Here is a 13613-nt window from a genome sequence, read left to right on the forward strand (position 1 = left end):
GAAGCGCCACTACGCCTCTACGTGCAGGGCTGTTTCATAGTCGGGATCGTGGACTATCAGCGCTGATCACAGCCCTGTAGCGATCCGGTCGAAGCCCGCACCAACGAGCAACGGAGCCCGCTAGAAGATCAGGGACTTCCACATCTCTGACTTCCAAGGGACTCCGTTGCGCCCCCAGTCTGCCATGCCCGCCCCTGTCCCCGTCGGCCTTGCCGACAAGCTCGCCCGCCTGGCCGATCCCCGCTCGCCGCAGGGTCGCCGCCACAGCCTGGCCAGCGTCGTGCTGTGCGCCCTGTGCGCGATGCTCGCCGGAGCCCGCCACCTGCGGGCCATCGGCCAATGGGCCGACGCCGCACCACAGCACACCCTAACCCAGTTGGGATGCCGGAGCTCCTGTCCGGCCTTGGGGGCGCGCTCTGCTCCGTCCCCGGCGACCATCCGCCGGGTCCTGCTCGCCCTGGACCCCGAGACCCTGGCCGCCCTGACCAGACCCGACACCCTTGAGGTGGTGGCGGTGGACGGCAAGACCCTGCGCGGATCGGCCACGGCCACCGAGGTGGCGGTGCACCTGCTCGCCGCCCTGACCCCGGATCGGCACCTGGCGGCCCAGGTGCGGGCCCTTGCCGGCACCAGCGAGATCGACGCCTTGGCCGTCCTGCTGGCGGGCGTGAATCTGGCTGGAGTGGTGGTCACGGCCGATGCTCTGCACACTCAGGCCGACACCGTCACCCACCTGGTCCAGGACCTGCACGCCGACTACGTGTTGACCGTCAAACGCAACCAGCGGACGCTGTTCGCCCAGCTCAGGACCCTGCCCTGGGCGCAGGCTCCCGCACTGGGCACCACTCGGGCCTGTGGCCACGGGCGGGCCGAGACCCGTACGGTCAAGGCCATCGACCTTGAGGGCAGGACCGGTTTCCCGCACGCGGTCCAGGCGGTGCGCGTGCGCCGTTACGTGAGGGATCTGCACACAGGGAAGGTCTGTGGACCGTGGCTTATGCGGTGACCTCGTTGGAGGTCGGGCAGGCGGACGCGGCCCGGATCAGTGCTCTGGTGTGGGGGCACTGGAACATCGAGGCCTGGCACCACGTCAAGGACGTATCGATGGGCGAGGACGCCTGCAAGGTCCGCTCCGGCCACGGCGCCGACAACCTGGCGGTGTTGCGAGCGCTCACCTTGGTGTTCTTGGGCCGGTTGGGTCAGGACACGGTGCCCGACGCGATCCGGTGGGTGTCGTACGAGGCGTTCACCCGCCCGCTGGACGTGATCGGGCTTCGCTGACCAGCGCCAACATCACCACTCGCCGAGAATGAAACAGCCCTGCGATATGCGGGGTTCCGTACCGGCTCATCCGAGCAGCGAAATCCCACTACGTGCCACCGGAGACCACCCCGTGCCGCAGTATCCAGGAACAGCCGAGCAACCACGGAGGATTTCATCGGCCCTGCGAGACGCGGATCGAATCCGCTAGCAGCTCGGTGTTCACCGCTCGATTTTTCCCTGGAACCCGGCCTGAACGAACGCTAGTATCGGAATACCCACGGTTCTACCTCGGGCCGAGTCCGGACTGACAGTCAGAGCGACTTCCTCGTTTTGAGCTCAGAACAGGGCCCACCCCTTGAGCCCTCGCACTCCCGCACGAACTAACGCAGACTAAAATTAGTCTCAGAGCATAGAAGAAAGGCCACCCAACTTGCAACGCCGCCTTACTGTAGATTTCTCGTCTTGGTTCGATCAGAAGCATGTTCCGCAAGAGCGATTTTATCGCGAGGGACTCGTTATCCTTGACGCCAACGTGCTCCTCGACCTGTACAGACTTACCCCCACAGCCCGAAACCAGGTCCTTGATGCTTTTAGCTACGCAGGGAGTCGACTTTGGGTACCTCATCAGGCTGCCATTGAGTTTAGCCGAAATCGCAAGCGTGTCGTCGAAGAAAGAATGTCTGCATTTAAGCAGACAGGCCGACTTCTGAAGACTGCTACGACTGATGCCGCCATTATTATTGAAGATGCTATTGAAAAACTTCAGGGCCTACGCGATCGGGCGGGTACAACTAGGGAGTGGCACCCTGATGAGGCTGGTCTGAGGAGGGAAGACATCCTTGCACGACTGAACGGAGTAATGGATGAGGCAATTCAAGAATTTGAGGCATTAGAGAGCGAGCACGATTTGCATCCACAGGATATGCAACGCGTGGACTCGCTACTCCTTAGGATCGATGATCTGCTGGTGGGTAAAATTGGCTCCGGATACTCGTCCTCTGAGCTCCGGTCATACGTAGATGAGGCGCATTCCTTTCGGTTCCCGAACAAAATTCCTCCAGGATACCTCGATGCTGGAAAAGAAAGCAATCTGCGCGCTGCTGGTGATTTTATTCTATGGCGCCAAACTCTGGATAGGGCGACGGAGGTCGCCAAAAAAGAGCGCCTTATACTTTTTATCACCAAGGACCTGAAGGCTGACTGGTGGGAGTACGACGCTAAGGGAAAACTCAAAGGTCCGCGGCCGGAACTGGTCCAAGAAATGCGCGACACGGCAGGTGCTGACCTGTTGCTGGTAACGCTGAAAGAATTCATCGTCGGAACGAAGGAGTATCTGTCTTCCGAGGTATCGAATGAGACAATTGAGTCACTGGGGGAATTTGGTGAAGATTTGAATTCACTGTTGCCAGAAACATTCCGCGACCCGGGTGCATCACCGAACCTTCTCGACCTTGATAGAACTGCCTTCGAAAACCTAATCCACTATCTTTTGGCTCACATGGGCTACCATGTCGAAGGCGCCGATGTAGGGTATAGGGACGCAGGATTTGATTTTATCGCCACGAGCATGGAGGATCCCAGTAGAACAAGTATCGTGCAGACAAAGCGGCATCACAGACCTGTTCCCGTCCGTGCGATCTACGAACTGATCGGTGTTCTACGGAGCAGGAACGAGGATGAAGCCATCTTCTTTGCGACATCTGAATTTTCACCGTCCGCGACAAAAATCGCCAAGGCGGAAGGCATCAGAATTGTGGGCGGCAGTGATCTAATCGCACTTCTTGCGAATTTCGGGATCAATGCCACTATCGATGTCTCCCCTTCTAGTGTCGGGTACTTTAATCCAGATAATGACGCACGAGGCCCGTGGCGCCCATCCGACATCACAAGCCCTGATTTTCGCAAGGAGAATTATTACCCGATAATCAACCCTGACGACAAGGCGATCTACCCACCAACTGGCAGGGCATGGAGATTCCCAAAGATTATAGTTGAAGAATTGCAGGCGGAGGGGCGTATTTACTGGGGTGGAAAATCGCGCAGAACGCCAAGATTGAAGAGTTTTTTCTCCGAGAGCATGTTTAAGAAGGGAGAGCAACGGTGAGGCACTTCACTCCGCAACATATTCGCGACGCTGTGAGCATGGAGGCTATGGCGGTACGACCAACCTATACCTCGACTTGACCGATATCCAGTGAGTCCTGATCGAGCCCCTGCCCTCCCCGGCCGGCCCGGGACATCAGCATCGCCACCGTGCCGTGCCAGAGCTGCATCCCGCGCCCGAGGGTGAGTGCGGCATGTACACGCCGCACCTCGTACACACTGTTGGAAGCGGCGTAAATCTGGCGGATGGTGTCGGTGAGCAGCACATGCCGGCGGGCCGAGGACTCTCGATCACGCCAGGCGTAGAATCCGAACTCTGAGACCTCCAGCACCTGGACGGCGACTTGGACCGGATGTCCCTCGGCGGCCATCACCGCGACCGCTTCGAACCGTCTTTTGGGGCACCGCCTCGCCCAATAACACGCTGGCCCGGCAGTGGATGTCCAGCTCAGCCTTCAACTCGGCGATGTGCTTGTTAGCTGCGGCCAGTTCGGTCTTCTCGGTGCTGGTCAGGCCCGGGGCCAGACCTCGGTCGATACGGTCCTGGCGCCGCCAGGCGTAGATCGTCTCGGTACTGATGTCCAGATCGCGTGCCACGTCCGCGACGCTGCGCCCCGCTTCGACCACGTCTAAGACCTTGCAGCGGAACTCGGCGGGGTATCCACGACGTCCCACGATGCCCTCCTTCAAGGGTCACGTGGTCCCATGAGTCCAAGAATCCGACTCCGAAAAGCGCAGGACACACCACCTCTAAAGAACCCGGCACGAAACACTTCTGTTGTTCTTATTTTTTACGATTCCTCGTCAGAATCTTCTTCGGCTATCTCGTGAGCTTGGTCGACTTGCGGATCGACATCTACTGGATTTCCGTCGCGGTAGTAGCGCCACGCGCTGGGATAGTCTTTTTTGCCTTCAGGGTACATGATCGCATACCCGTGCAGCAATGAAATCTGCCATTCTTGAGTGATCGCTTTTCCGATTATGGAAAAAATTTCCCCAGCGCTTGGGTCAGCCCTCGGGATGGTAGTCTCGACGTCGCCCATGGGGCCTAGAAGTTTGAGGGCGTAGCGAAAGTTGTATGGCAGTTGCTTCTTGAATTCGGCCAGGAGTTTGCGGAGAGGCAGCTTGCCTGGTCCGATGCCTTGCACAGGCAATTCTAGGTTGATGGGATGCAGGACGTCAAAGTGGTTTGCAGGGATTATGGTGCCATCTCGCTGCCTTCCGGGGTCATTATTTCCAAAGCCGTTGGTATTCCATGGGATCTCGCCCCGCTCTCTGTACTTTGCGATAAGAAGTTTTTCGGGAGCTACCGCAGGGAAATCTTCGTCAACGTAAAGGCAAGTAAATTTCATCTCGTCGATGGAGATGTTCTTTCGGCCTGAGATCTTCTTTAGGTGTATTTTGATTCGCTGCGGGAGGTTTTTGTCGGCCTTGCCTACATAGACGAAATGTTCGTTGTGGTATAGCTGGTAGATTCCGCCGCGCTTGTCCAGCTCATTTAGTCTCTCCATAGAAAGAGGACTTGGTTCCAACTCCGCCAGAGACTGGGCGAGTTGATCCTTTAGGGCCTTGGTGATGCTGAGTCTGAACTCCGCGCGATGCGAAGGTTCATCATCCCACTTCAACTGTTGTGTCATCTGTGCTCCAACTCTCACTCGGTGCGCTCGAACGGGCGCCCCATGCGTCTGTGACAGATCGCCTGGTCCACAGTCTGCCAAACTGGCTTCAAGATCGCCTGCTCCGCGGTATGCTTTTACCATGACTGAGCAGCCTAAAGACTTCGTAGGAGATCGCACCAGTGTTGAGTTGTTCGCTGGTGGCGGCGGTCTGGCCATGGCGGTTCACCGGGCCGGCTTCCGTCCGCTTCTGTTCAACGAATTCAACACCCGTGCTTGTGAGACCCTCGAAGCAAGCGCGACGAAGACGCTTGGCGACGACGGCATCATACGCACGCAGGATCGGAAGCCGACAGCCCCCAAGCCCGGTGAGCCCGCCCCTCTGTACCCGGGCGACGTGCAAGACCTTGATCTCAGCGCGCTTCGTGGGCAGGTCGACGTTCTCGCTGGAGGACCGCCCTGTCAGCCGTTCAGTGCTGGCGGCGTCGCCAAAGGAGACGAAGACAAGCGGAACATGTTCCCCGCTATGTTCAAAGCCATCCGCGAGATGCAACCCAAGGCTGTCATCTGCGAGAACGTAAGAGGCCTGCTTCGCCCATCGTTCAAAGAGTACTTCGATTACATCCAGAGGGAGTTGCAGCTTCCCTTCGTGGAGCGAGAAGACAGTGTCAGATGGCAGGTCCATAACGCCCAGCTTGAGCGTCTCCTAGCGCAGCGTCCAGCTAATGATAGAGATGACCAGCGTTACCATGTCGTCCAGGTACCCGTGAACGCCGCCGATTACGGTGTTCCGCAGATTCGCCACAGAGTTGTGCTAGTAGCTTTCCGGGCTGATCTCGACGTGGATGTCGATACTTTCGAGAAGTATGTCAAGACACCACGATTCTCGGCCTCCGCTCTGTACCGATCAATGAGGGATGAGGACGGAGAGTACTGGCAACGTCACTCCAAAGTTCCGGAACATGTCCGTGAGCGCGTCCGGGCTTCTCTCCCAAAGATTATTGGCGAGGATGACTGTGCTCCGTGGCGGACGCTCCGCGACGCCATCCAAGGTTTCGGTACAGACACACGTCTCCCAGAGCTCCCCCCGATCGACCTCGCCAAACTCGACCGCAAATCCGAGCAGGCGGCGCGTCTTGGTATCACTGATCACATCGGGTGGCCAGCGGCCCGCATCTACAAAGGACACACACCCAACGAACTCGACCGTCCAGCGAAGACGGTAAAGGCAGGGGTCCATGGTGTACCCGGCGGAGAGTCAGTAATGCTTCTCGATGAACGCGTACATGATTCCAGCGTTGAAAATGGTTGGCGATACGAGCACCGCTATATGACGGTGCGCGAGACAGCGCGCGTGATGACGTTCCCAGATGAGTGGCAGGGTGCCGGTCCACGTGGTGAAAAGATGCGACAACTTGGCAACGCTGTACCAGTCGTCCTCGGCGAGTTCTTTGCCAAGGCCGTCGCAGACGCCCTGGGTAATGCTGGTCACTGAATACTAAGATGACAAGGAAGCAGAATACCTGGAACGATCGACTGCCTCCTGAACGGGCATACAAGCACGCCAGGGGAATTTCTCCTATGCTCGAGCAGGACCGAGCCGCTGGAGGCCGACACCGGCGGATGGTGGCCTTGGGGGACGGCCGGTTCGCGCGGGCTTCGGTCGCACTCAAGCTTTATAAGAGAACCAGAAGGATCCGCGCCGTTCTTCGATGGTCTGACGCTGGCAAGTCTCCGGAGATATACCTCGGTGAGGTATCGCACAGCACACGCTTGGCGAACCTGCGTGAGGCGTGGCAACGTGCTTGGGAAAAAGGACTTCTCACTGAGGAGTCCTTGCCACCCTCATCCAAAGCCTCCTCTCGAGAAGTCCGTGCGGTCATGCTCGCGAATCGAGGAAGAGATACCAAACCCGAAATGGCCCTACGTTCCTTGCTTCACGCGAAGGGTCTACGTTACAGGGTGGACGCGAGTCCACTGAAAGGGGTTCGTCGGCGCGCAGACGTCATTTTTCCCAAGGATAAGGTTGCCATATTCGTCGATGGCTGTTTCTGGCATGGATGCTCGCAGCATCTGCGTCCAGCGAAGAAGAACGCAGAAGCCTGGGCCGCGAAGATCGAAGGCAATAAAGTCCGTGATGCGGATACTAATGAACTACTACGCGCGGCTGGTTGGACGGTCATTCGGTTCTGGGAGCACGAGGACTCAAAGAGAGCTGCGGATACCGTGGAACAGGTTTTGCGGCGATTGCGCGGTAAAGGCGAGATCAGCAACTGAAAGATCGATGCTTTAACCCATGTCCAGGACAGGTTCGTTCGCTTCGGGCAGGTGTGCGGCCAGGGTTGCGGCGACCTGGCGCCAGGTCTTTTCCGGGAGGAAGAGCCGGATGTCGATCTGAGCCCACGGCGGGACGCGGCGTAGGCGTGAGGTGAGTTGGAGCAGGCTATGGCTTCCGAGCCCGGTCTGGATCCAGGTGCTGTCGATATCCAGGCCTTCGGGCAGGTCTACCAAGCGCGCGACCTCCTCGGCCAGGTACGCCTGCACCTGGTTCCGAGCGGGCGCCGAAACCGCTGGGGCGCCCATGGTCGAGGTGTCGCGTTCGGCGTGGTCCCAGCCTGGGGCGATCACCAGATCGGGGTGAGCCCTCGCGGTGGGCCCGGTCGGGGTGATCCCCGTGGTGTAGAGCTGACCGATCCCGCGAGCGAACCCGAAGGGGTCACTGGTCACAGCAGCCGTCACGGCTTCGGGAAAGGTGTGGGCGATGTGCTCGCTCAACAGCGCACGAGGCCCGATCTCCACGAAGACGAGCGGTCGCTGACCCGCAGCTGAGGCGGCTGCCTTCAGGGCCCGGGTGAAGCGCACCGGCTGCCGCGCCTGCTCGGCCCAGTAGGCCGGCCCCCACGTGCGCGACTGGTCTCCGGGGTGGTCGGGGTCGGCGGTGGAGACGATCGGTATGCGGGCCGGGACGCTGACCAGTCCGGCCAGGGCTTCGCGGAGCGTCGGAACGACGGGAGCGACCATTGGGGAGTGAGCGGGGATCGCGTCCGGAACCGGTCTGCACCACACACCCTGCTCGTCCAGGTACTCGTGGAGGTGGTCCAGGTCCGCTGTGGGCCCGGCAACGACCTGCACTGCGGGGGCACTGTAGGAGGCGATGATGATCCTCCCCTGGTAGGGGGCGAGCATGGCCTCGACTTGCTCGACTCTGGCGCGAATGGCCAATAATCCACCGCTCTGGGCGAGCGGTGCCAGGAGTTCGGCCCGGCGTGCCAGGACCCGGGACGCCGTCCAGGTGTCCAGGATCTGGGCGGCGGACGCGGCGGCGATCTCTCCCACCGAGTGACCGAGCACCAGGTCCGGGACGATGCCTCGGTCGGCCAGCTCAGCGGTCAGACCGACCTGGACCAGGTACGTGCAGTGCTGGGCATCGGCGAACCCAATGATCTCCTCCCCCGGACCCCAGACCTGGGATCCGGTCTGCTGAGCCAACGCGGCCCGCGCGTCTTCCACCGCTTGGGCGAAAACGGGCAGGTGCATGAGTTCTAGCCCCGCGTGGGGGTGGTGGCCGCCGTGGCCGGAGTAGACGAACACCGTCCACGGCCGCTCTCCCGGAGCGGGGCGGGGGGCGATGGCGTGCGGGTCGGGGGTGCCGTCTTGGAGGCTGCGCAGCCCCTGGACCAGCGAGCCCAGATCAGCGGCGGTCACAGCGGCCCGCCAGCGGTGATGCGGTCCCCGCGCCAAGGAGGTGTCGGCCACGACCCCGACCGAGCCGCCCCTGGGGGCGTTGACCGCCAGGCGGCCAGCGGCCGAGGCCAAGGCGGCAGGGGTATGCGCGGAGACGAACACGGTCTCCGGCAGTGGCATCGGATCCTCGGCCGCGGGGCCCTCTGTGGAGGGTGCCCGGGTGAGCAGGACGTGCGCGTTGGAGCCGCCGAACCCGAATCCGCTCACCCCGGCCACCCTTCCCCTGTCTTTCTCCGTCGTGTGCGGCCATGGCTCGACCCGGGTCGGTACCCGCACCTGACGTTCCAACCCGGTGCGGAGGTGCTGATGGTGTGCGGTCGGTGGGATCTGCCCGTGGTGGAGGGCCAGGGCCGCGGCCATGACACCCGCTGCTCCGGCGGCGCCTTCGAGGTGGCCCAGCACGCTCTTGACCGACCCCACCACCACCGGGCCCCTCTCCCCCAGCGCCTGGGCGAGGCCTCGTGCTTCGATACGGTCCCCCGCTCTGGTGCCGGTGCCGTGGGCCTGCACCCACCCCACCTGGGCGGGGAGTATCCCCGCGTCGTCCAGCGCCCTGCGGACCGTCAGGGTTTGACGGTCGGCGCGTGGGGCCAGCAGGTGCGGGGCCCTGCCGCCGTGGCTCATCCCGGTTCCGGCCACCTGCGCCCAGATCCGGTGCCCGCGCGCGGTGGCGTCCTCGGAAAGGGTGAGCACCAGGACCACTGCGGCTTCGGAACGCACGTATCCGTCGGCGTGCTGCTCGAAGGGTGCGCACCGGCCTCTCCGCGAGAGCACCCCGGTTTCGGTGAAGCCAGCGGTGATGACCGGGTTGCCGAGCACGTTGGTTCCGCCGACCAGAGCCATGTCCACCTCACCCGAGCGCAGATCCCGCACCGCGTAGTGCAGGGCGGTCAGCGAGGAGGAACAGGCCGTGTCCAGCGTCAGGGAGGGCCCGGACAGGTCCAGGTGGTAGGAGAGCCGGTTGGCCAGGATCGCCATCCCCGCACCCGAAGCGGTGAACACCCCTGCCCGAGCGCCCGTTCCGAAGTTGGTGGCGGCCTGGTCGATGGAGGCGGCTCCCACGTACACCCCGGTCCTGGTCCCGGCCAACGACGCCGGGTCCAAGGCGGCGTCGGACAGCGCCTCGTAGGCGGTCTCGAGGAGCCATCCCTGCTGGGGGTCCATCTCCGCCGCTTCGTCGGCGGTGATGCCGAAGAAGGCGTTGTCGAAGGCGTGGTCCACGACCCCGGCCGGGAACGGGCGTTCGGGAACCTGGTCCGGGTGCAGGCGAGCGACCATCCCTTCCCAGCGCTCCTGCGGGATCCGGGAGACGCAATCGCGTCCTTCGACCAGGGCCTTCCACAACTGGTCGGGCGAGTTGACTCCGCCGGGCAGGCGGCAGCCCATGCCGATGATCGCCGCCGAAGGGTGCGGTGGGGCGGGCGCGTTGGCGGTCATCGGATGGGCTCCCCGACGACGAACACCGCAGCGCTGCCCATGGGACAGATCTCGACGGCGGCGAAGTACATCTTCAGCTCGCGTTCCAGGTCCGTGAACCGGTCGCCGCGGTTGCTGAAGATGTTGTCGGCCTTGTTGTAGTGCCACATCAGGACCCGTGCGAGCAGGTTGGTCCGGGTCATCGGGTCCTGGGCACCGGTCAGCGTGTAGCCCCAGGCGACGCCGTCGTCGGCCAGGGCCTCGGCCATCCCCTGGATGACCGCTGTCTTCGTGGTGAACCCCGCACCCGGCAGGCAGTGGAGCACGTTGCCGATGGCCAGAGAGAGGAAGTGGTGCTTCTTCACCGGCCAGGGCAGTGCGAGGACGTCGTGCTCGTGCGTCCTGACCTGGGCGCGGCCGGTGAGCTTCTCCTTTGCCGTGTCCAGTGGAGCGGTGTTGATGTCGACCACGTCCACTTGCCACTGGTGGGCCATCGCCGGGGCCGGGGTGCGGTCCAGGAAATGCAGGTCGGCCGGGCCGATCTCCAGGTGGGGGTCCCGGACGTGGCTCAGGTACAGGTCCTGGAGTCGGGTGTTGTCGAGCTTCCACGCCCACTTGTGGGACTTGCCGACGATGAGGTCGCCGTAGCGGCGGATGTTCTCGGGGCTGTACAGGGTCGGGTTGGGGCGCGAGATCCATCCGGCGCCGGTGTAGGGGGTGTGGTCGGGCATGGTGCAGCAACACCTTCCGTCTCGGGAAAGGAGGAGGACAGCGGAGGAAGGGTCAGAGGGGGAGAAGGCGGTTCATCCGCGCGGGGTCGTCCAGTCCGGCCGCCCACGCCGCCGCCCCCTCTGGGGTGGACACGGTGTGGGCGAACCCGGACAGCACGTGCTCGGGCAGGGACCCGCTCCAGTAGGCGGTGACGAAACCGCCGAAAGCCGAGGTGTACTGGCCGTGGCGGGCCCAGTACGCCTCCCACGCCCCCGACAGGAACTCCGCGTCCAAGGCCCCGTTGGCCTGGCGCTGTTGGCGGATCTGGTCGCGCAGGGTCGAAGCGACCCAGGTGGAGGCCCCGGCTCCTTGGCCGGAGGCGTGCTCGACGGTCATCGTCGCGTCCCCGATCCCCACCACGGGTCGGCCCGCCACGGTCGTGACCGCGCGCCTGACCTGCGGGTGTATTTCGCGTACCAGCTCAGAGCCGGTCACCACTTCGTGGTCGGAGCACCGGGCGGACAGCTCGGCATCCAGGGTGCGGAGCTGGCCGAGGACGTGGGTCCAGGCGGTGCGGGCGTGGGCGCCGTGCCTGCGCGGCAGACCCGCGCCCGTCTGTCCGTTGGCCCCGTCCGGGGATATGGCGGGTGTGGGGTCCAGCGGACTACCGGGGCGGGCCATGACCTGCACACAGACCCCTGCGAAGGGGGTGACGTGCACCGGCGGCGCGTCCGCAGCGGACAGAGTCCGTACCTGGGCCGGAGTGAGGCCGTCCACGGTCAGGACCGGGTACAGCATCACCTCACCCCACGGACAGGTCAGAACCTGGGCGTGGTCGGGGAGGTCGTCTTCGGGTACGGCCAGGTGGACCTGGACGACAACGCGGTCGGTGGCTCCACCGGTGCGGTCGGGGTCGGGTGTGAACAGGTGGCGCAGGTCGGAGTCGACGCCGGGGGCGACCACGAGCAGATCGTGTAGTCCGGAGGCGGCGAACCCGGTCACGTCACCGGATGTGCAGGTGCGTTCGTGGACCCGCCCGCCCCGGTCGGTCACGTGTTGGAGCCAGTAGGCGCTCTTGAGCCGGTGGTCCACCGCCACCGCGGCTCCCGGCAGGGGGGCGGTGAACTCCAGTCCTTCCCCCGAAGAGGGGAGCATGCGCATGCGCACCTGGTGGGCGGGCGGGGCGGTGTGCTGCCACAGTCCCAACCCCAGGGCGAGTTCAGTGGCGTGCACCGAGGGAAGGGTGAGCTGGGTCAGCCCGGCGCCGTGGCCCAGGATCTCGGGGGTGGAATGGCGGGTGAAAACATCCACTCTCCACCCGTCCGCCAACAACCCGGTGGCCAACGTCAGAGCGGAGTGCCCCGAGCCGAACACCACCGCACGCGGATTCCGGGTCATCGCCGGCCTCCGCTCATTCGGGCCGAGCACAGGTCCATCAGCGCCTCGCACATACCGCGCTCATGGACGTCCCCCACCACCACCGGGATGTGTGCGGACAGGCCCAGGCAGGCGCGCACCACGTCGGTGTCCACGTCACCGGCACCGTCCTGCTGGACCAGGACCACCACGGGAACGCCGAACTCGCGCAGGGGCAGCAGGCTCTCGCGCGCCGCGTTCAACTCTTCGGCCCCTGGGCCGGTGATGAGTACGGCACCGAAGGCTTCACGGCACACGTCCCCCCAGACCGGGCTCGCCCCGCCCAAGGCGCTGACGCCCAGGGCGAGCAGGTCCAGGTCCGGTGCGATACGGGTGGTGGCGACCTCGATCACCGGCGGCCCCTGCAACCGCCACGGGCCGACGCCGCCCAGGTCGGCGAGTGCATGCCGGGTGTACTCGGCCAGGGCGCTGACGACCAGGGTCTTGATCACCGACACCGCCACGGGGACCGGGCGGGTGCGGGTGGCCCAAGCCCGTAGTCGCTGTGCCCAGGCGGGGGCACGCACCACCCGCACCAGGTCCAGATCCGCGAGTTCGGCGACCGCCACACCGGCCACGGCTGGGGAGTGGCAGGTACGGGCCGCCAGCTCCGCCACGGTCACCGACCTGCCCAGCCCTCGGCACAGCTGCAGGACCTGGCAGAACGCCTCCGGCAGGTCCGGTTGGTAGGAGGACGGAACGGCGGGGTTGGCCTCGACCGTGGTGTGCATGACCACCGCTGCTGAGGGCCTCACCAGCAGCGGGGCTGGAACCAGAGCGCTCACCGTGCCCCTCCTGGAGCGGGCATCAGGCCGCCAGCGGAGGAAAGGGCGTCCGGAGGGAGCAGGTGCGCGGCTCGGGTCGTGAACCGGGCGATGGCGTAAGCGATGAGCGCCAGCTTCTCCGCATCACCGGTCAACAACCCCAGCCCGAACGAGTCGCCCAACGGAGCCAGGGCCAGCGCGCCGGAGGCGTAGCGGACCACGACCGTCTCCGCCTCGCCCCGGGTGGTGAGCTTCCCGGCCCCGCGGGAAAGCAGCAGCACGTTCGTCATGATCGCGGTGACGCTCTCCGCACCCACCTGGCCCAGGTCCCCGGACCGCAGCAGGTGCAGTCCGTGAGTACCGAACACCACCCCGTAGGAGGCAGCGGTGTCGCGGACCAGCTCGTCCAACAGGTCCTGGAGTCGGCCGTGGTGCTCGGGATCAGGAGCGATGGTGTTCATCAGACGCGGCGGCGTCGGTGTTGTGGTCGCCATGCCGAGCAGTTTCTGAGCGCCCGGGACAGAAACCTATGCGTACTCGGATAAGCGCGGTGTTCGAACTATGCGAACTGTTCGATTTC

Annotated in this window: 13 protein-coding genes; 5 read left to right on the forward strand and 8 right to left on the reverse strand. The window is 63.8% G+C overall.

What is annotated here, in order from left to right; translation table 11 throughout:
• Positions 1–184: 184 nt before the first annotated feature.
• The 3 genes from KGD84_RS30120 (at position 185) to KGD84_RS30130 (ending at position 3367) form a co-directional block, all read left to right on the forward strand.
• Positions 185–1006, forward strand: coding sequence for an ISAs1 family transposase (locus KGD84_RS30120; protein WP_255646874.1), 822 nt, complete (start codon positions 185–187; stop codon positions 1004–1006).
• Positions 991–1281 (forward strand): hypothetical protein, encoded by a 291-nt coding sequence (locus KGD84_RS30125; protein ID WP_255646875.1) that lies wholly within the window; start codon positions 991–993, stop codon positions 1279–1281. The genes KGD84_RS30120 and KGD84_RS30125 overlap by 16 nt, the downstream gene beginning before the upstream one ends.
• A gap of 412 nt (positions 1282–1693) precedes the next feature.
• Positions 1694–3367 (forward strand): PIN-like domain-containing protein, encoded by a 1674-nt coding sequence (locus tag KGD84_RS30130; RefSeq protein WP_260697169.1) that lies wholly within the window; start codon positions 1694–1696, stop codon positions 3365–3367.
• A 64-nt stretch (positions 3368–3431) separates the two neighbouring features.
• Here KGD84_RS30130 and KGD84_RS30135 read toward each other — a convergent pair whose 3' ends face one another.
• From KGD84_RS30135 to KGD84_RS30140, 3 genes are all read right to left on the reverse strand, one after another.
• The gene (locus KGD84_RS30135) at positions 3432–3737 is read right to left on the reverse strand and encodes a helix-turn-helix domain-containing protein (protein WP_220565938.1); all 306 of its coding nucleotides are present in this window, start codon (positions 3735–3737) and stop codon (positions 3432–3434) included.
• On the reverse strand, positions 3658–4041 hold the full coding sequence (locus KGD84_RS33880; RefSeq protein ID WP_220563694.1) for a transposase: 384 nt from the start codon (positions 4039–4041) through the stop codon (positions 3658–3660). The genes KGD84_RS30135 and KGD84_RS33880 overlap by 80 nt, the downstream gene beginning before the upstream one ends.
• Positions 4042–4157: 116 nt before the next feature.
• Positions 4158–5003, reverse strand: a complete 846-nt coding sequence (locus KGD84_RS30140; RefSeq protein WP_220563695.1) for an Eco29kI family restriction endonuclease — start codon at positions 5001–5003, stop codon at positions 4158–4160.
• 121 nt (positions 5004–5124) lie between these two features.
• Between KGD84_RS30140 and KGD84_RS30145 the strand changes: the two genes are divergently transcribed.
• Both KGD84_RS30145 and KGD84_RS30150 read left to right on the forward strand, forming a co-directional pair.
• Positions 5125–6477, forward strand: a complete 1353-nt coding sequence (locus KGD84_RS30145) for a DNA cytosine methyltransferase (protein WP_220563696.1) — start codon at positions 5125–5127, stop codon at positions 6475–6477.
• Between the two features lie 278 nt (positions 6478–6755).
• Entirely contained in the window at positions 6756–7259 is a 504-nt protein-coding gene (locus KGD84_RS30150; RefSeq protein ID WP_255646876.1) for a very short patch repair endonuclease, read from the forward strand.
• 12 nt (positions 7260–7271) lie between these two features.
• Here KGD84_RS30150 and KGD84_RS30155 read toward each other — a convergent pair whose 3' ends face one another.
• From KGD84_RS30155 to KGD84_RS30175, 5 genes are read right to left on the reverse strand one after another with little or no spacing between them, the layout of a single operon-like run.
• A complete protein-coding gene (locus KGD84_RS30155) occupies positions 7272–10163 on the reverse strand; it encodes a beta-ketoacyl synthase N-terminal-like domain-containing protein (RefSeq protein ID WP_220563697.1) in 2892 nt (963 codons plus the stop codon).
• Positions 10160–10873: a hypothetical protein gene (locus tag KGD84_RS30160; protein ID WP_220563698.1), complete on the reverse strand. Its 714-nt coding sequence runs from the start codon at positions 10871–10873 to the stop codon at positions 10160–10162. Before KGD84_RS30160 ends, KGD84_RS30155 begins: the two co-directional genes overlap by 4 nt.
• 52 nt (positions 10874–10925) lie before the next feature.
• On the reverse strand, positions 10926–12251 hold the full coding sequence (locus KGD84_RS30165; protein WP_220563699.1) for a Rossmann-fold NAD(P)-binding domain-containing protein: 1326 nt from the start codon (positions 12249–12251) through the stop codon (positions 10926–10928).
• The gene (locus KGD84_RS30170; protein ID WP_220563700.1) at positions 12248–13054 is read right to left on the reverse strand and encodes a DUF742 domain-containing protein; all 807 of its coding nucleotides are present in this window, start codon (positions 13052–13054) and stop codon (positions 12248–12250) included. Before KGD84_RS30170 ends, KGD84_RS30165 begins: the two co-directional genes overlap by 4 nt.
• Positions 13051–13527 (reverse strand): roadblock/LC7 domain-containing protein, encoded by a 477-nt coding sequence (locus KGD84_RS30175; RefSeq protein WP_220563701.1) that lies wholly within the window; start codon positions 13525–13527, stop codon positions 13051–13053. The genes KGD84_RS30170 and KGD84_RS30175 overlap by 4 nt, the downstream gene beginning before the upstream one ends.
• Between the last annotated feature and the right edge of the window lie 86 nt (positions 13528–13613).

The organism is Nocardiopsis changdeensis (genome assembly GCF_018316655.1).
Taxonomy (GTDB): Bacteria; Actinomycetota; Actinomycetes; order Streptosporangiales; family Streptosporangiaceae; genus Nocardiopsis; species Nocardiopsis changdeensis.

Bases quoted from the DNA above. Each gene is read 5' to 3' on its own strand.
- KGD84_RS30120 (WP_255646874.1), top strand. From the start codon at position 185: ATGCCCGCCCCTGTCCCCGTCGGCCTTGCCGACAAGCTCGCCCGCCTG.
- KGD84_RS30135 (WP_220565938.1), bottom strand. From the start codon at position 3,737: ATGGCCGCCGAGGGACATCCGGTCCAAGTCGCCGTCCAGGTGCTGGAG.
- KGD84_RS30140 (WP_220563695.1), bottom strand. From the start codon at position 5,003: ATGACACAACAGTTGAAGTGGGATGATGAACCTTCGCATCGCGCGGAG.
- KGD84_RS30145 (WP_220563696.1), top strand. From the start codon at position 5,125: ATGACTGAGCAGCCTAAAGACTTCGTAGGAGATCGCACCAGTGTTGAG.
- KGD84_RS30155 (WP_220563697.1), bottom strand. From the start codon at position 10,163: ATGACCGCCAACGCGCCCGCCCCACCGCACCCTTCGGCGGCGATCATC.
- KGD84_RS30160 (WP_220563698.1), bottom strand. From the start codon at position 10,873: ATGCCCGACCACACCCCCTACACCGGCGCCGGATGGATCTCGCGCCCC.
- KGD84_RS30165 (WP_220563699.1), bottom strand. From the start codon at position 12,251: ATGACCCGGAATCCGCGTGCGGTGGTGTTCGGCTCGGGGCACTCCGCT.
- KGD84_RS30175 (WP_220563701.1), bottom strand. From the start codon at position 13,527: ATGGCGACCACAACACCGACGCCGCCGCGTCTGATGAACACCATCGCT.